Genomic DNA, 16918 nt, shown 5'->3' on the forward strand with positions numbered 1-16918 from the left:
CCGAATGATGTCAGTTCGACGGCAGCGGGCTGAGGAATTCGTCTACGTGTTCTTCGGACCAGTCTTGGTAGGTGAGGGCTGGGCGGTCGAGGAGGGTCGGGATGGCCGGCGTTACTGGTTCGGGGGTGGTGACGAGGGTGGACCAGTAGGTGACTGAGGAGTCGGCGAGGGTGGGGTCGGCGCCTAGGGCGAGCATGGTTTCGCGGGCTTCGGCGGGGGATTGTTCTTCGATCCGCATCGGCTTGCCGGTGACAGCGCTGAGGATGGCGAGCTGCTCGGCCTGGGTCAGGACCTCCGGGCCGGTCAGGAGGTATTTCCGGCCGATGTGTTGCGGATCCAGAAGAGCCAGTACTGCGACCGCGGCGAGGTCGCGTTCGTGGATCAGGGAGCGGCCGGCGCCTGGGAACGGGATTCGTACGACGTCGCTCGTGCGGAAGGCTTCGGCCCAGGCCTGGGTGTTCACGGCGAAGCCGCTGGGACGGAGGAAGGTCCAGTCCGAATCGGCGAGAAGCTCCTCGAGTTCGCCCCAGACTCCACTGGCGGCGAGCGGTTGGTCGTCGCGGACGTTCAGGGAGGACAGGTAGACAACCCGCGACACGTGCTTCGTCAGCGCCTTCACCGCGGCCTCGGCGCCCTCGGCGCTGAACGACGGCCACAGCAGGAAGACCGCATCGACACCAACCGCCGCTCCTTCGACCGCACCCGGATCGTAGAGGTCACCCCGCACCACCTCGACCGGCGCGGGCAGCCCGGCGTCCTGCGGATTCCGCACCAGCCCGCGCACCGACGCCCCGGCCTCCAGCAAGCCCTGTACTACGTGTCGCCCGACGCGCCCGGTGGCTCCAGTGACGAGGATCGTGCTCATCTCGGCTCTCTTTCCCGCGAGGTTTTCCACCACCCTCGGACCTCAAGAGCGGTTCAGGTCAAGCCGGACTCGATAGGGTGCGGTCATGCTCGAGTTCGTGGTGCGGGTCGCCGGGGTGCTGGTCGCGTTCCTGGTGACGCCCTTGCTGGTCGGTCAGGCCGAGCACAAGGTGATGGCGCACATGCAGTCGCGGCTCGGCCCGATGTACGCCGGCGGCTTCCACGGCTGGGCGCAACTGGTCGCGGACGGGGTGAAGTTCGTCCAGAAGGAGAGCGTGACCCCGGCGGCCGCGGACAAGCGGGTGTTCGAGTGGGCCCCGGTCGTGGCGATCCTGCCGTACATGGCGGCGATGGCGGCGATCCCGCTGGCCCCGGGCATCGTCGGCGCCGACCTCGACTCGGGTCTGTTCTACGTGCTCGCCGTGATGAGCGTCGGCGTGCTCGGCTCGCTGATGGCCGGCTGGGCCAGCGGCAACAAGTACAGCCTGCTCGGCGGTCTCCGGGTGGCGGCGCAGCTGATGAGCTACGAGCTGCCCTTCGTGCTGTCCGCCGCGAGCGTCGCGGTGGCGGCGGGCACCCTGAGCCTGACCGGGATCGTCGAGGCCTGGAACCCGTGGTGGTTGCTGTGGCAGCTGCCCGGGATGGTGGTGTTCTTCATCGCCGGACTGGCCGAGCTCCAACGGCCGCCGTTCGACATGCCGGTCGCCGACTCCGAGGTGATCTTCGGCCCGTACACGGAGTACACCGGTCTCCGCTTCGCGATGTTCCTCCTCGCGGAGTACGCCGGGATCGTCGTACTCGCGGGCCTCACTACGGTCCTGTACCTCGGTGGCTGGAGCGGGCCGGGTCCGGACAGCATCGGCTGGATCTGGACCGTCCTGAAGATCGCGGTGGTGTCGGTCCTGGTCATCTGGGTCCGGGTGGCGTTCCCCCGGATGCGCGCCGACCAACTGCAGAAGCTCGCCTGGCAGGGCCTGGTTCCGGTGGCGCTCCTCCAGTTGGCGCTCACCGGCATCGGCGTCGTCATCTTCTACTAGTGCCTGCCTGTCGATCCGGGCTGAGGCTGTTCGTGTAGCAGATAAACGGAGGAGGAGACGATGAAGCAGTATCTGCTCAGCATCTACCAGCCCGACGGACCTGCTCCCGAACCCGAGGTCCTCGAGCCGATCCTGCGCGGTTTGGATGCCTTGAACGAGGAGATCCGCGCGGCGGGCGCCTGGGTGTTCGCGGCCGGCCTGCAGCCGGCGGACTCGGCGACCGTCATGCAGGCCAAGGGGGACGACGTGCTCGTCACCGACGGTCCCTATACCGAGGGCAAGGAACACCTGGGCGGCTTCACCGTGATCCAGGTCGAGACCGAGGACGAGGCCCTCGAGTGGTCTCGCAAGCTGGCCCGCGTCCTCAGCCCGCTGCACATCGAGGTCCGGGCCTTTGGCTGAGGTCGGGCCGGCCGAGATCGCCGCTGTGTTCCGGGCCGAGCACGGACGGGCGGTGGCCGTGCTGACCCGGGTGTTCGGGGATCTGGACGTCGCCGAGGACGCGGTCCAGGAGGCCTTCGCGGCGGCGATCGAGAAATGGCCGGCCGCCGGGCTGCCGCCGAGTCCGGCCGGGTGGATCATCACCACCGCCCGGAACCGCGCGATCGACCGGCTCCGGCGTGAGGCCTCGCGGGCGGACAAACAAGCCCAGGCTGCCCTGCTGCATGCCCAGGACGAACCGGTGGAGGAGGGTGCCGTGCGCGATGACCGATTGCGGTTGATCTTCACGTGCTGCCACCCGGCGCTCGCCCTGAACGTGCGGGTCGCCCTCACCCTGCGGCTGCTGGGCGGCCTGACCACCACCGAGATCGCGCGGGCATTCCTGGTGCCCGAGCCGACCATGGCGCAGCGGATCGTCCGGGCGAAGGCGAAGATCCGCGCGGCCGGGATCCCGTACCGGGTGCCGTACGAGGCCGATCTGCCCGAGCGGGTCCGCGGTGTGCTGGCCGTCGTCTACCTGATCTTCAACGAGGGGTACGCCGCGTCGTCGGGCGACGAGCTGATCCGTACCGAGCTGTGTCAGGAGGCGATCCGCCTCGGCCGGCTGCTGGTCGACCTGATGCCGGACGAGCCCGAGGCCGTCGGTCTGCTCGCGCTGATGCTGCTGCAGGAGTCCCGCCGCCCGGCGCGGACAGCCCCGGACGGCAGGCTCGTGCGACTCCCGGACCAGGACCGCGCCTTGTGGGACCGCGCTCTGATCACGGAAGGCCAGGACCTGGTACGCCGGTGCCTGCGCCGCGGCCAGCCTGGTCCGTATCAGCTCCAGGCGGCGATCAACGCAGTACACAGCGATGCTTCGACCGCGGCGGAGACCGAGTGGGGGCAGATCGTCCAGCTCTACGACCACCAGCTCGCCATCGCACCGAGCCCGGTGGTCGCTCTCAACCGCGCTGTCGCCGTCGCCGAGATCTCCGGCCCCGCGGAGGGTCTCGCCCTCGTCGACGACCTGGACCTGGGCGGCTACTACCTCTTCCATGCGATCCGCGCCGATTTCCTCAAACGCCTGGACCGTGCCACGGAAGCAGCCGCCGCCTATGAAGCTGCACTCGCGCTGACCACGAACACCACCGAGCAGAACTTCCTCCAGAACAGCCTCGATGCGCTCTGAACTCCTCAGCGCTCGAGCTCCTCACGACGCTTCCGCAAGGCCAGGCGGATCCTGCCCGCCCCTGCGCCGATGAACGCGCCGACGAGGGCGGCGAGCGGGCTCATGACGAGAGCCGGGTCGGTCCACTCGTAGTGGTCGGGGGCGGTCGCGAACCAGGCGAACGCGACGTTGGCGGCGACCAGTACCGCCGCGCCGATGGCGGCCCAGGCGAGCGGCTGGTAGCTGTCCATCTCGCGACGGTAGCGACAACCTGTGGACAACGGGAGGGGGCTGGAACCCCGCGTCGCTATGGTCTGCGGGTATGGGCGAGGGCTTCGAGCTGGTGTGTGAGGTGGAGCCGCCGACGCGGCCGGATCTGAAGAAGGTGCGGCACCAGATCGGGGTGCTGAGCCCGATCGCGGACGCGTTCCTGATCCCTGACAACCACATCGGCCGCGCCACCGTGTCGAGTGTTGCCGTCGCGAACGAGGTTCAGGCGATGGGCGCGCGCGGGATCGCCTGCCTGAACTCCCGCGATCGGAATCTGCTCGGCTTCCGGCGCGACCTGCTCACTGCCGCGGCGTACGGGGTGGAGCAGTTCCTCTTCGTCCGGGGGGATGAGCCGACCGCGGGTGGGCGGACCAGCGAACTGACCGTCCGAACGATGATCGAGCAGGCCCGGGCGACGACCTTCCCCGGGATCAACCCGTTCCAGGTGGGCGCCGCGACCGGGCTGCGCGCAGTACCGGGGTGGAAGGCGGAGGCCGACTTCCTCTACGTGCAGGTCAGCTACTCGCTGGAGAATCTGCTCCGGTGGCGCGAGAGCGTCGAGCTGGACATCCCGGTCTACGCGGGTGTGATGGTGCTTGCGAGCGCGAAGATGGCGCAGAACCTGACCGCCGCGTTGCCCCAGATCGCCATCCCGGACGACCTGGTCGCGGCCGTCGAGGCGGACCGCGACGCCGGGGTGGACGCCGCCTGCGAGCAGATCCTGAGCATCCGAGACAGCGGCGCCTTCGACGGCGTACACCTCGTCCCGGTGAGCCGCTACCGCCAGGTCGCCGCCCGGCTGGAGCGTGACCTTTGACCGGTTAGCGACGTTGCGGCTTCTGAGCGACTAGTGTCAGCGTGCACAGCTAACTGACGGAGGAGGAGGCGTGGCCGTACCCGGCAAGGGTCTGATCGAGGGCCTGAAGGTCACCGCGAAGACGCTGTCTCGCCGCTCCGTCACCGAGCAGTACCCTGACGTCCAGCCCGAGCTGCCGCCGCGGAGCCGGGGCGTGATCGCCCTGATGGAGGAGAACTGCACCTCCTGCATGCTCTGCGCCCGGGAGTGCCCGAGCTGGTGCATCTACATCGACTCGCACACCGAGACCGCGCCGTCGGTCGGTGAGCAGGCCCGGGAGCGCAGCCGGAACGTGCTGGACCGGTTCGCGATCGACTTCTCGCTGTGCATGTACTGCGGGATCTGCATCGAGGCGTGCCCGTTCGACGCGCTGTTCTGGTCCCCGGAGTTCGAGTACGCCGAGACCGACCTGCGCAACCTGACCCACGAGAAGGACCGGCTGCGCGAGTGGATGTGGACCGTGCCGGCGCCCCAGCCGATCGACCCTGGCCCGGCGGTCGTTCCCGACCCGCCGGCCATCGAGGGTGGGAGCGAGCAGTGACGACGGCGCTCTTCTCCATCGCGGGGGCGGTGGCGGTCGTGGCGGCCGTACTGGTGGTGACGTCGCGGCGGATCGTGCACGCCGCGCTCTGGCTGGTGGTCGCACTCGGCGCGGTGGCCGGCTGCTTCGGCGTGCTGCACGCGGAGTTCGTCGCGCTGGTGCAGATCCTGGTCTACGTGGGCGCGATCGTCGTCCTGGTGCTCTTCGCGTTGATGCTGACCAAGGCCCCGACGAATCCGCTGCCCGGGCTGACCACCGGCCGCAGCCCGTTCGCCGCGGTGGTCTCGCTGGTGCTCGCGCTGATCCTCGGCGCCGGCGTAGTCGTTGCCTTTGGCAATGAGAGGATCAAGCCGGTATCGGCGGGCTCGGCGGAGAGTGTCGGCAACGCGGTGTTCCGCAGCTGGGTGCTGCCCTTCGAGGTGCTGTCGGTGCTGTTGCTGGCGGCCCTGATCGGAGCGATCGTGCTCTCCCAGCGCAGCGGAAGACTGTCGGAACCCGCTGAAACGGTGTCCAGCGCGGACGGGGGAGACGACTGATGCCGCTGGTCCTTCCGCTGCTGCTGGCAGTACTGCTGTTCTGCATCGGCGTGTACGGCATCCTCGCGCGCCGCAACGCGATCACCGTGCTGATGTCGTTCGAGCTGATGCTGAACGCGGTGAACCTCAACCTGGTCGCCTTCGACGCCTGGCGCCTCGACGGTCTGGCCACCGGGCAGACCCTGGCGGTGTTCGTGATCACGATCGCGGCGGCGGAGATCGGGCTCGGCCTGGCGATCGTGCTGCTGCTGTTCCGCGGCCACGGCCATGTCGACGTGGACGCCGCCCGTGACCTGGCGGAGGCCGACCGGGGCGACCTCGCGGAGAAGGGCACCGGCCGGTGATCGCGACCGCCTGGCGGGTGATCGGCGTCGGCTTCTCCCTGCTGGTCGTGCTGGCCGCCGCGCTGCTCTACGGTGTCGAGCCCCAGCAGACGGCGTTCACCCACGGGGCCAGGGTGGGCGGCGACGTCTTCATCAGCTTCGACCTGCGCACCGACGACCTGACCGTGGTGATGCTCGCCGTGGTCGGCGTCGTCTCGGCCTGCGTCCAGGTCTACTCGATCGGCTACCTGCGGGAGCGAGTCGCGTCGTACACGGCGCTGGTGACGCTGTTCACCGCGGCGATGGTGACCGTCGTGGTCGCCGACAACCTCTTCCTGCTGCTGATCGGCTGGGAGGTGATGGGCGCCTGCTCGTACCTGCTGATCGGTCATTACTGGGAGCGCCGCGACGCCCGCTCCGGCGCGATGAAGGCGTTCCTGATGACCAGGCTCGGCGATGTCGGCTTCCTCTTCGGCATCTTCGTGCTCGGCCTCGGTTACGGCACCTTCAAGATCTCCGAGCTGGGCGACAGCCCGATCTCCTCGGGCGCGCTCACGACCGGCACCCTGCTGTTGCTGGTCGGTGTGGTCGGCAAGTCTGCCCAGGTGCCGCTGCAGACCTGGCTCCCGGACGCGATGCCCGGCCCGAGCCCTGTCAGCGCCCTGATCCACGCGGCCACCATGGTCGCCGCCGGTGTCTTCCTGATCGCCCGCCTGTACGACGTGTTCACCGCGGCCGCGACGACTCTCACCGTGCTGGCGATCGTGGCCTGCGTGACGATGCTCTTCGCGGCGCTCTGCGCGATGGCGGCGGTAGAGGTGAAGCGGGTGCTCGCCTGGTCGACCGTTAGCCAGTTGGCGATCATGTTCGCCGGGCTCTCGCTCGGCACCTCCGACGGACGCCACGCCGCGCTGTTCCACCTGGTCACGCACGCCGCCTTCAAGGGGCTGCTCTTCCTCTGTGCGGGCGTGCTCCTGCACGAGGTCGGGAGCGCCGCCTTCGTCGTGCTCCGCCGGTACACCCGCCACGGCGCGTTGCGGAAGGCGATGCCGGTCACCTTCGTGACGATGACGATCGGCCTCGCCTCGCTGGCCGGCGTACCGGGGTTCGCGGGGTTCTTCTCCAAGGACGCGGTGGTCGAAGCGGCCTGGCAGCACGCGCGGGACGGGTCGACACTCGGCTGGGTCGTGCTGGTCTCGGTGTGCCTGACTGTCGCGCTGACCGCCTTCTACTGCGTCCGGTTGTGGTTGTGGGCGTTCTTCCGGACGCCTGCTCTCGCCGGTGCGCTCGGCGCGTTCGAGGACGACGACCAGATGGCGGATCTCGAGGAGCCGGACACCTCCAAGCTGCACGATCCCTCGTGGCTGATGCTCGGTCCGCTGGTGCTCCTGGCGATCGGATCGATCGGCCTCGGGTACGTCGACGGGGTGCACATCAACTTGGGGGTCGCCCTGGTGACGACGGTGCTCGCGGTGCTCGGCGCGTTGCCGGCGTACTCGTTGTGGCAGCGCGGGGCCGACCCGCGGCCGGTGGTGCTGGAGCGGGAGTTCGGGGTGGACCAGGCTTACTACCGGATCTTCGCAGTGCCGGTGCGGTGGTTCGCGCAACTGACGGTCGCCGGTGACCGGGATGTCATCGGCGCTTACGTGCGCGCGGCGGGACGAACGGGCACGCTGGCGTCGCAGGGCTTCCGCCGGCTGCAGACCGGGAACGCGCAGACCTACTTGACCGCCGCGGTGGTCGGGGTCGTCGCGCTCGCGATCCTGGCGGGGGTGATCGGCTCATGAGCGCCTTGCTGCTCGTCCTGCTGGGCTTGCCGTTCGTGGCCGCGATCGTCCTGTGGGTCTTGCCGGTGACGAAGGCCGACCGGCTCGCGGCGACGGTCGGAGCCGTGGTGTCCGGCCTGGTGCTGATCGGGTCCGCGGTGCTCTGGTGGGACCTGCTCCGGTCCGCAGATGGCGGCGTCGGCTCGGGCGCGTTGGTCGGCTCCTCCAGCGAGGGGCGCGTCTTGCCGGGCCGGTTCGCCGACATGTTCGCCGAGACGGACGTGTCCTGGATCCCGGCGCTGGGCGTTCGTTTCCATGTCGCCGTCGACACGATCTCGATGCCGTTGATCGTGCTGACCGCGCTGCTGGTGTTCCTGTGCTGCCTGTACTCGCTGCGGATCACCCCGCGGATCGGCCGGATGCGCTCGCTGATCGCGCTGCTGCTGGTGATCGAGACCGGCGTGATCGGCACGTTCTCGGCGGTCGACCTGGTGCTGTTCTTCCTGTTCTTCGAGGTCGTGCTGATCCCGATGTGGCTGGTGATCGACATCTGGGGCGACGAGCACGACCCGGCCGGACGGCGCCGTGCGGCGACCACCTTCGTGCTGATGACGGTGCTCGGGTCGGCGCTGATGCTGCTCGGGTTCCTGCTGGTGTACCGCGTGACCGGCACCTTCGACCTCGAGGTGCTCGGCCAGGACCCGATCCGCAACGGGCATGGGGTCGCCCTGGCCGCCGCTGTGCTGATCACGATCGGCCTCGCGGTGAAGATGCCGCTCTGGCCGTTGCACATCTGGCTTCCCGACGCTCACGCCAAGGCCCCGACGGTTGGCTCTGTACTGCTCGCCGGGGTGCTCCTGAAGCTCGGCAGCTACGGCCTGATCCGGATCCTGCTCCCGGTGCTGCCCGGGGCCACGGCCACCATCGCGCCATATCTGGCCGGCTTCTCGACCGTGGCGATCATCGCCGGATCGCTGGCCTGCCTGGCGCAGACCGATCTCAAGCGGCTGATCGCGTACTCGAGCGTGGGCCACATGGGTTTCATCGGGCTCGGCATCGCGACGATGTCGCCGGAGGGGCTGAGCGGGGCGCTGTTCGCGAACATCGCGCACGGCATCATCACCGGCCTGCTGTTCTTCCTGGCCGGCGCGATCAAGGACCGGCACGACACCAGCGACCTGCGCGCCATCGGCCGGGCCCTCTACGCGCGACTGCCGCGGATCGGCGGGCTGCTCACGTTCGCCTGCCTGGCCTCGCTCGGACTGCCCGGGCTGGCCGGCTTCTGGGGCGAGATGCTGGTCCTGCTCGGGGCCTTCCACCCGGCCGATTTGTTGCCGAGGACAACGTTCCTGGTGATGATGGTGGTGGCCGGGCTCGGCACCGTGCTGACCGCGGCGTACTTCCTCCGCCTGGTGCGCACCCTGTGCCAGGGTGATCCGGCCGAGCACCCGGCGGCCGCCTTCGCCGTGGACCTGAGCCGGATCGAGCTGATCACCTGGGCGCCGCTGATCGCGCTGACCGTGGTCCTCGGGCTCTGGCCGCCGCTGCTGCTCAACCACTGGAACTTCCTATGACGATCACCTGGACCGACTGGCAGGCGACCGCCGTACCGCTGCTGCTCGCGCTCGGCGCGATCGCGGTGCTGCTGATCGACGCCTTCTGGAGCACCGGGACCAAGCAGCACAAGCACACCGTCATCAGCTTGATCACCGGCGGCACGATCCTGTTCTGCCTCGCGTTCGTGGTGGTGCAGCGCAACGGGTTCAAGCCCGCGTTCTGCCGGACTGTGGTGGAGGGCCCGGCCGAGTGCAGCCTGGTGCTCGAACCGCTGACGATCGGCCTGTGGGCGGTACTCCTGATCGGCGGACTGGGCGTCGTCGGCCTCTCGATGTACCGGCTGTTGTCGGCAGACATCCCGGTCGGGGAGTACCACTTCCTCTTGCTGAGCGCTCTGGTCGGCGCGACTGTGCTGGCCGGCGCGCGGGACCTCGCCACGGTGGTGATCGCGCTCGAGGTGGTATCGCTGCCGACCTTCGCGATGGTGGCACTGAACCGCGACCGCCGCGGCTCCGAGGCGGCGATGAAGGCCTTCCTGGTCTCGGTGCTCTCGACCGCCGTGATGCTCTTCGGCATCTCCTACCTGTACGGCGTCACCGGGTCGCTGTACCTCCAGACGATCGCGACGCGACTGCCGGGGATCGACCCGGACCTGCGCCGAGTGGCCTTCGCGGCCGGGTTGTTCGTCATCGTCGGGTTCGGCTTCAAGATCGCCGCCGTCCCGTTCCACGGCTGGCTGCCCGACACGTACGCCGGGGCGCCGATCGAGGTGACCACCTTCCTCGCGGTGGTGTCGAAGTCCGCCGGCGTGGCCGGGTTGCTCGTGCTGGTCACGTTCGGCGTCGCCCCGAGTGGTTCGGAGTTGCGCCTGGTCGTCGCGATCCTGGCCGCGGTGACGATGACGGTGGGCAACCTCGCTGCGTTGCGGCAGCAGGAGGCCGTGCGGCTGCTCGCCTGGTCGTCGATCGGGCAGGTCGGGTTCCTGCTCGCGCCTCTCGCCGTCGGTGACGCGCAGGCGGTCGTGGGATACCTCGCCGCCTATGTCGTGGTGACACTCGGCGCCTTCGGAGCGGTCGCGGTGGTCCAGCGGCACCGCCCCGGCGGGCTGCTTTCGGACTACCGCGGCATGATCCGCTCGGAGCCGGGCCTCGGGGCCGCCCTCGTGTTCTTCCTGGTGGTTCTGGCGGGGCTGCCGCCGGGGCTGGCCGGGCTGTTCACCAAGTTCGCGGCGTTCCAGGCGGTGATCGACGCGCACCTGGGCTGGCTCGCCGTGGTGATGGCGGTCAACGTGATGGTCGGCCTGGCGGTCTACCTGCGCTGGGTCGCCGAGATCTTCCGGCTCCCGGCCGACGACCCGTTCTCTGTCGACATCGAGACCCCGGCCGTCGCCGTCATCTCCGCCTGCGTCGGCTCCGCCGTGGTGATGTCCCTGCTCCCGAGCGCCCTCTTCGCCCTCGTCACCTGACGTCAGTTGAGGTCAGTTGGCGTTCTGGGCGGCCAGCCACGCCTCGTACTGCGTGTGGGCGCGGGCGAAGATCTGGTCGCGCTCGGCGGGAGACAGGTGGCTGCAGGGCAGGCCGAAGATGTCGTTCAGGGCCGCGTAGAAGTCGGCCGGGGTTTCCAGCAGGGTCGAGTCGATCCGGTCGTCGAAGGTCTCGATCAGGCTGAGCGACCGGAGAATCACCACGCTGCCGGCCTTGCGCCGGTAGGCCGCGCACAACCGGAGAAACGGCGAGTCGGGCGCCACCGAGAGGTAGGCGTGCTGGTCCTCGAAGGCCGCCAGGGTCGCCTGTGCGGACTCGAAGTCCATCCCGGCAAGGGTGCTGCGCGGATCGTGGTCCAGCCGCCACCCGTCGACGATCTCCGACGGCCGCAGTCGCAGCTCGAATGGAGTCTGCCTGGCCATCCCTGCCGCGAGCGGCATCGGCGAGAACAGGCCGTCGCCCAGGCCGACATCGACCAGCCAAGCCTTCTGTGGATCGTCGTCCAGGCCGTGGACGGTCAGCACCATGTGGCTGGCATCCACCCTGGCCAGCCGCGTCATCGTCTGCACGCCGCCGCGATGCATCGTCACCTGGTAGCCGAGCTCGGTGAGGAACTGCGCGAACACCCCGTTCAGCTGGAAGCAGTACCCGCCGGCTTCCCGCGTGAGGATCCGTTCCGCAACCGCCGAGGGCTCCAGCGGGCCGCCCCTGCCGAGCTGGTACTGCACCGACTCGTACGGCACGGTGTCGGCGAAGGCCGCGTGCAGTTCGAAGAGCGCCTCGACACTCGGCCCATCGTGCCTGGTCAGACCGACGCGACGGAGGAAGGCGGCGGTATCCATGGGGAGGAGGGTAGGCCGCGCCGGGGCCGACCTGGCAGGGTAGGGGCATGACCTCGGAGCGGATCTACGTCGGCAGTTACACCAGTCAGGAAGGGGGCGGCGAAGGCATCGGCTTCGGCACCCCCGAGCAGTTGCGGGTCGCCGCGGCGGCCTCTGATCCGTCGTTCCTGGTCCGGTCGGCGGATGGCCGGTTCCTCTACACGACGAACGAGCTGGAGGCCGGTCGCGTCAGCGCCTTCGCCATCGACGAGAACGGCTCGCTGGAGTTCCTCAACCACCGGCCGACCGGCGGTGCGCACCCCTGCCATCTCGAGATCGACCCGACCGGCCGGTTCCTGCTCTCGGCGAACTACACCTCCGGCTCGGTCGCGATCCACCCGATCGGGGCGAACGGCTCACTCGGCGATCCCAGTCAGATCCTGCAGCGCGAAGGCAGTGGCCCGAACACCGAGCGCCAGGAAGGCCCGCACGCGCACCAGGTCACCTTCGACCCGTCCGGCGCTTTCGCCTTCGACGTGGATCTCGGCTCGGACTCCGTCTACGTGTCGATCCTGAGCAACAAGGGCCGGCTGGAAGAGGTGGACCGCCTCACCATCCACCCCGGCGCCGGACCACGGCACCTCGTCTTCCACCCGGGCGGCGGAGCGGCGTACCTGATCAACGAGCTGGACTCGACGCTGGCCGTGCTCAGCTACAGCGACGGCAAGCTGGCAGTCGTGCAGACCGTGTCGACGCGGCCCGAGGACGCGACCGGCGAGAACTTCCCGGCCGAGGTGCTGATCTCCGCGGACGGCCGGTTCGTCTACGGCTCGAACCGCGGCGACAACACCATCGCCGTCTTCCAGACCGGTGCCGACGGGCTTCAGGCCGACCTGATCCAGACGATCGGTTCCGGCGGGACCTGGCCGCGACACCTTGCCTTCAGCAAGGATGGGACCCAGCTGTACGCCGCGAACGAGCAATCCGACACGATCGCGGTCTTCACCGTCGACCAGACCAGCGGCGCCCTCACCGCAACGGGGACGCCGCTGACCTGGCCCAAGCCGGTCTGCATTCTCCCCGCGTAACCCGTGGCGCAGCCGGACTTCCCCTACGCCGACACCGACTACCAGGAGGTCAACCGCGGCCAGTTCCACTTCAGCTCCCAGAGCGGGTGGATGAACGATCCCAACGGGTTGCTGTACTACCGCGGCACCTACCACCTCTACTACCAGCACAACCCGTACGGCCTGGCCTGGGACACGATGCACTGGGGTCACGCCACCAGCCCCGACCTGATCCACTGGCGGCAGCAGCCGATCGCGCTCGATCCGAGGATCCACCCCGGCGACCTGTGGTCCGGCGGGGGAGTGGTCGACATTCGCAACACGTCCGGGCTCAAGAACGGCTCGCACGACCCCATCGTGGTCTTCTCCGGCACCCAGGGGGTGCGGATGCTCTACAGCCTCGACGGCGGCAGCACCTTCACGGCGTACGACGACGGCCGGGTGGTGGCGCGGCCGAGCGGGTCCGAGAGCCGGGACCCGAAGGTCTGCTGGCACGAGCCGAGTGGGCGCTGGGTGATGGTGGTCTGGTCCGATGCCGACGGCAACGGTGTGGACTTCTTCGTGTCCGTCGACCTGCGCGACTGGGAGCGGGTCAGCCGGTTCGCGGCCGGCTGGTTGTTCGAGTGCCCGGACTTCACCCCGATGGGGCTGGACGGCGACGTGACCTATGTACTGCGGGACGCGCGCGGCTCGTACGTCGTCGGCGACTTCGACGGCCGGGAGTTCCGGACCTCCTGGCAGGAGCCGAGCACCATCGCCCGGAACACCGGCGGCGCTGGGAGCGACTACTACGCCGCCCAGTCGTTCCAGAACCTGCCAGATGACCGGGTTGTCACCCTGGCCTGGCAGGGCGGCAACCAGGGCTCGAGCTGGACCGGCAACGCCAGCTTCCCGGTGCAGCAGCGGCTCGTGAGCACCCCCGACGGCCCACGGATCCACAGCGAACCGATCGACGAGATCCGCCTCCTGCGCAGCTCGACCAAGACGTGGGGGGCGGCTCTGTTGTCGCCAGACGCGGCCCTGGACCTGCTAGCGGCCGAGGTCGCCGACACCTACGAGCTCGAGGCCAGCTTCGACCTCAGTGCCTCGCAGGCCACGGCGTTCACCTTCCGGCTCGGGACCGCCGACGGGCGGTCCGTCCGCTACGACCTCGGGTCAGGGCAGTTGGACGGCTACGACCTGCCGGTCGCGCCGGACGGGACCCTGTCGCTAAGGCTGCTCGTCGACCGAGGTCAGCTCGACATCTTCGCCGCGGACGGCGCGTTCTACGAGTGCCTCAACGTCGACTTCGACGGTGGTCACGGACTCCAGTTGGTCACCGACGGACCGTTGATGCTGAAGTCGCTGACACTGCACCGGCTCGGGTCGATCTGGAATGAGGGCCTACCGGCCTAGTGCCGCGACAGGTCTCGCTCTCGGCAAGCCTCGCGCGGCGAGGGCAAGACCTGATCCGGCGACTAAGGCCGCGGCCAGGAACCCGGTACCGCGGTCGAGGCCGGCGGCGACGAGTCCGAAGGTCGCCGGGCCGAGACCGAGTGCCAGGTCGAGGCTCATGCTGACCGTGCCCATCACGGCACCTCTTTCGGCCACAGGCACATCCTGCAGCGCCAGCATCATGATCGCGGGCGTCCCGAGCGCGACACCGACACCGAGCACGACCGTCCCGAGCGCCAACCCCGGCACGGCTCGCCAGCCCCCGATGATCGTCAGCCCGGCCGCCGCGCACAGCAGCGCCAGCCGAACACTCCGCTCCGCGCCCAACCGGTCCGGAATCCGTGCACCAACACTGCGGATCAGGATCACGATGGCCGCGAACACGAACATGAAGATCCCCGCCCCCGGCAGCCCGAGGTCCAGCGCATAGAGCGGCACGAACGCCAGGAACCCGGCCATGCCCCACACCAACGCGAGGAGCAGCAAGGCAGGTACCACCGCGGCCGGATGCAGCAGCCGTACTCCGGACTCGGCCGGCCCCGGCTCACGGGTGTCCCCGACCTTCAGAGCGAGTACTACGGCCAGTGCCGCCGCGCCGCTCGAGATCACCCAGACCGTGGCGAAGCCGATGGCCGCGACCACCGCCTCCCCGATCGGCGGGCCGACCGCGAGCCCGGCGTACAGGGAGAGGGAGAACAGGCTGATCGCCTCGCCTCGACGTTCCGCCGGCGCCAGGTCGCTCATCGCGGTCACCGCGCCGACGAAGAAGAAGGCCTCGCCGATGCCGGTCAGCAGCCGCAGTACGACGAGCACCACGAGGCTGTCCGCGATGCTGTAGCAGGCGACAGACGCTGCGAAGACGAGGCCGCCTCCGACCATCACCACCGACCTGCCGCGCCTGTCGGCCAGCCGCCCGGCCCACGGGCGCAGTACGAGCGCTGACAGGCTGAACGCGCCGACTGCGATCCCCACGCCCACGTCGCCGCCGGCCAGCGGTCCGGTCACATAGAGCGGCACGGTGGGCACCAACAGTCCGTCTGCGAAGAAGTAGGCGAGCGCGGCCAGCCCGAGCAGTGCGAACTGCGGTGTGACGAGACGGGGTCTGGCTAATGCTGTCCGGCTCATGAGCTGCCTCCGGCGGTCCGAAACGGGCGTTCGAGGATCACAATGGCTGTACGGCGCCTGCCGGGGCATCGGTAGTTCTGCCCATCTCGCAGGTCGCCGGGGAGGGGGCTAGATGGCGCGCGACGACCTGCGGCTCGCAGACCTGCTCTGCGCGCTGTCGGTGACGCTGGACCTCGCCATGGCCCAGCCACCGGAGAAGTCGCTCCGCAGTTGCCTCGTGGCGATGCGACTGGCGCAGTCCCTCGGACTGCCGCTGGTCGACCAGCGGACCGTCTACTACACGACCCTGCTCCGCCACCTCGGCTGCACAGCCACCACCCATGAAGAGGCCCGCATGATGGGCCCGGGCGTGGCCCGGCTCCGCCCACTGATGGAACGGACCGATCCGGCGAGCAAGCGCGAGTCACTCACCCTCCTGACGCACGTCGGCCAGGGCAGCGGCATCCGCCGGCTCCAGTACGTCGCTCGCACGCTGTCGGCCGGGAAGTCCGGTGAGGCGCAGGTGCTGCTCGCGATCTGTGAGGTCGGCAGCATGCTCGCCGAGGGACTCCATCTCGGCTCGGCGGTGGCCGATGCGCTCTACCAGAACCTGGAACGCTGGGACGGCACCGGTGCGCCGAGACGTCTGGCGGGTGAGGAGATCGGCATCGCGACCCGGATCGCCGAGGTCTCCACCCAGGCGGTGATCTTCACCGGCCTCGGTGGGCCGGAACTCGCCGAGAAGATGCTGCGCAAGCGGCAAGCAGGCTGGCTCGACCCGCACGTGGTCGCGGCCTTCAAACCGGACCTCGTGGGGGATCTGGAGACCAGTGACGTCTGGGAGGAAGCGCTCGCCGCGGAACCGCAACCGTGCTGGACGATCGCGGCCGACCGAGTAGACGACGTCGCGCGCGCGTTCGCGTACTTCGTGGACCTCAAGTCGCCGTATCTGTTCGGGCACTCGACCGGGGTCGCGGAATTGGTGGAGCAGGCCGGTGAGCGGCTGCTGGATGACGACGAGCGGCCCCTGGTGAAACAGGCCGCTTACCTCCACGACCTGGGCCGGATCGCGGTGCCCACTGGTGTCTGGGAGAGGTCGGGTGAGCTGCGCCGGGGTGACTGGGAGCAGGTGCGCCTGCATCCCTACCACTCGGAGCGGATCCTGGCTCGCTCCACCGCACTCGAGCCGGTGGCGACGCTGGCCGGGCTCCACCACGAGCGGCTCGACGGGAGCGGCTACCCCCGGCAGGCCAAGTCGAGTGACCTGCCGCCCGCGGCTCGCCTGCTGGCCGTGGCGGACGTGTTCCAGGCGCTGACACAAGAGCGCCCGCACCGGGCGGCGCTGCCACCCGAGGCGGCGGCGGACGCAGTACGGGCTGAGGTGGCTGCCGGGCGCCTCGACGGGGACTGTGCGCGGGCCGTGCTCGAAGCGGCCGGGCAACGAGTGCCCGGCCGCCTGTCGAGTCATCCTGCCGGCCTCAGCGAGCGCGAGGTCGAAGTACTGCGCTTGCTCGCCCTGGGCCGGTCCAACGCCGAGATCGCGCGCGAGTTGGTGATCTCACCCCGTACCGCGGAGCATCACGTGCAGCACATCTACGGCAAGATCGGGGTCTCCACCCGGGCTGCCGCCGCACTGTTCGCGATGCGCCACGGCCTGTTCACGCCGTGAC

16 protein-coding genes and 1 pseudogene are annotated in these 16918 nt (G+C 69.4%); 13 read left to right on the top strand and 4 right to left on the bottom strand.

The window, feature by feature from the left end:
* Positions 1 to 10: 10 nt before the first annotated feature.
* Positions 11 to 865 carry an SDR family oxidoreductase gene (locus tag ACFPJ1_RS29365; RefSeq protein WP_380108801.1) on the bottom strand — a complete coding sequence of 285 codons (855 nt, stop codon included), beginning with the start codon at positions 863 to 865 and terminating at the stop codon, positions 11 to 13.
* An 85-nt stretch (positions 866 to 950) separates the two neighbouring features.
* On the opposite strand from ACFPJ1_RS29365, the gene ACFPJ1_RS29370 reads away from it, so the two are divergent.
* From ACFPJ1_RS29370 to ACFPJ1_RS29380, 3 genes are read left to right on the top strand one after another with little or no spacing between them, the layout of a single operon-like run.
* Positions 951 to 1901, top strand: coding sequence for a complex I subunit 1/NuoH family protein (locus ACFPJ1_RS29370; protein WP_380108803.1), 951 nt, complete (start codon positions 951 to 953; stop codon positions 1899 to 1901).
* Between the two features lie 60 nt (positions 1902 to 1961).
* Positions 1962 to 2303, top strand: coding sequence for a YciI family protein (locus ACFPJ1_RS29375; RefSeq protein WP_380108805.1), 342 nt, complete (start codon positions 1962 to 1964; stop codon positions 2301 to 2303).
* Positions 2296 to 3510, top strand: a complete 1215-nt coding sequence (locus tag ACFPJ1_RS29380) for an RNA polymerase sigma factor (RefSeq protein WP_380108807.1) — start codon at positions 2296 to 2298, stop codon at positions 3508 to 3510. The genes ACFPJ1_RS29375 and ACFPJ1_RS29380 overlap by 8 nt, the downstream gene beginning before the upstream one ends.
* A 5-nt stretch (positions 3511 to 3515) precedes the next feature.
* On the opposite strand, the gene ACFPJ1_RS29385 is transcribed toward ACFPJ1_RS29380, so the two are convergent.
* On the bottom strand, positions 3516 to 3740 hold the full coding sequence (locus ACFPJ1_RS29385; protein ID WP_380108808.1) for a hypothetical protein: 225 nt from the start codon (positions 3738 to 3740) through the stop codon (positions 3516 to 3518).
* 71 nt (positions 3741 to 3811) lie between these two features.
* On the opposite strand from ACFPJ1_RS29385, the gene ACFPJ1_RS29390 reads away from it, so the two are divergent.
* The 7 genes and pseudogenes from ACFPJ1_RS29390 (at position 3812) to ACFPJ1_RS29420 (ending at position 10803) form a co-directional block, all read left to right on the top strand.
* A complete protein-coding gene (locus ACFPJ1_RS29390; RefSeq protein WP_380108810.1) occupies positions 3812 to 4576 on the top strand; it encodes a methylenetetrahydrofolate reductase in 765 nt (254 codons plus the stop codon).
* A 205-nt stretch (positions 4577 to 4781) separates the two neighbouring features.
* Positions 4782 to 4997, top strand: a pseudogene (locus ACFPJ1_RS29395) (4Fe-4S binding protein); the annotation flags it as partial.
* 155 nt (positions 4998 to 5152) lie between these two features.
* Positions 5153 to 5692, top strand: a complete 540-nt coding sequence (locus ACFPJ1_RS29400; RefSeq protein WP_380108811.1) for an NADH-quinone oxidoreductase subunit J family protein — start codon at positions 5153 to 5155, stop codon at positions 5690 to 5692.
* Entirely contained in the window at positions 5692 to 6036 is a 345-nt protein-coding gene (gene nuoK, locus ACFPJ1_RS29405; protein ID WP_380108812.1) for an NADH-quinone oxidoreductase subunit NuoK, read from the top strand. The genes ACFPJ1_RS29400 and nuoK overlap by 1 nt, the downstream gene beginning before the upstream one ends.
* Entirely contained in the window at positions 6033 to 7802 is a 1770-nt protein-coding gene (locus tag ACFPJ1_RS29410; protein ID WP_380108813.1) for an NADH-quinone oxidoreductase subunit 5 family protein, read from the top strand. The genes nuoK and ACFPJ1_RS29410 overlap by 4 nt, the downstream gene beginning before the upstream one ends.
* Entirely contained in the window at positions 7799 to 9355 is a 1557-nt protein-coding gene (locus ACFPJ1_RS29415) for a complex I subunit 4 family protein (RefSeq protein ID WP_380108814.1), read from the top strand. Before ACFPJ1_RS29410 ends, ACFPJ1_RS29415 begins: the two co-directional genes overlap by 4 nt.
* Positions 9352 to 10803, top strand: a complete 1452-nt coding sequence (locus tag ACFPJ1_RS29420) for an NADH-quinone oxidoreductase subunit N (protein ID WP_380108815.1) — start codon at positions 9352 to 9354, stop codon at positions 10801 to 10803. Before ACFPJ1_RS29415 ends, ACFPJ1_RS29420 begins: the two co-directional genes overlap by 4 nt.
* A 12-nt stretch (positions 10804 to 10815) precedes the next feature.
* Here ACFPJ1_RS29420 and ACFPJ1_RS29425 read toward each other — a convergent pair whose 3' ends face one another.
* Positions 10816 to 11664: an arylamine N-acetyltransferase family protein gene (locus tag ACFPJ1_RS29425; protein ID WP_380108817.1), complete on the bottom strand. Its 849-nt coding sequence runs from the start codon at positions 11662 to 11664 to the stop codon at positions 10816 to 10818.
* A 47-nt stretch (positions 11665 to 11711) separates the two neighbouring features.
* Here ACFPJ1_RS29425 and ACFPJ1_RS29430 point away from each other — a divergent pair, with 47 nt between their 5' ends.
* Together ACFPJ1_RS29430 and ACFPJ1_RS29435 are read left to right on the top strand one after the other, a co-directional pair.
* Entirely contained in the window at positions 11712 to 12731 is a 1020-nt protein-coding gene (locus ACFPJ1_RS29430; protein ID WP_380108818.1) for a lactonase family protein, read from the top strand.
* 3 nt (positions 12732 to 12734) lie between these two features.
* Complete coding sequence (locus tag ACFPJ1_RS29435) at positions 12735 to 14105, top strand: glycoside hydrolase family 32 protein (RefSeq protein ID WP_380108819.1); 1371 nt, start codon at positions 12735 to 12737, stop codon at positions 14103 to 14105.
* Here ACFPJ1_RS29435 and ACFPJ1_RS29440 read toward each other — a convergent pair.
* Positions 14094 to 15269, bottom strand: a complete 1176-nt coding sequence (locus ACFPJ1_RS29440) for an MFS transporter (RefSeq protein WP_380108820.1) — start codon at positions 15267 to 15269, stop codon at positions 14094 to 14096. The genes ACFPJ1_RS29435 and ACFPJ1_RS29440 overlap by 12 nt on opposite strands.
* Before the next feature lie 112 nt (positions 15270 to 15381).
* Between ACFPJ1_RS29440 and ACFPJ1_RS29445 the strand changes: the two genes are divergently transcribed.
* Entirely contained in the window at positions 15382 to 16917 is a 1536-nt protein-coding gene (locus tag ACFPJ1_RS29445; protein ID WP_380108822.1) for an HD domain-containing phosphohydrolase, read from the top strand.
* Position 16918: the final 1 nt, after the last annotated feature.

This window comes from Kribbella qitaiheensis, from assembly GCF_042657745.1.
GTDB classification, from domain to species: domain Bacteria; phylum Actinomycetota; class Actinomycetes; order Propionibacteriales; family Kribbellaceae; genus Kribbella; species Kribbella qitaiheensis.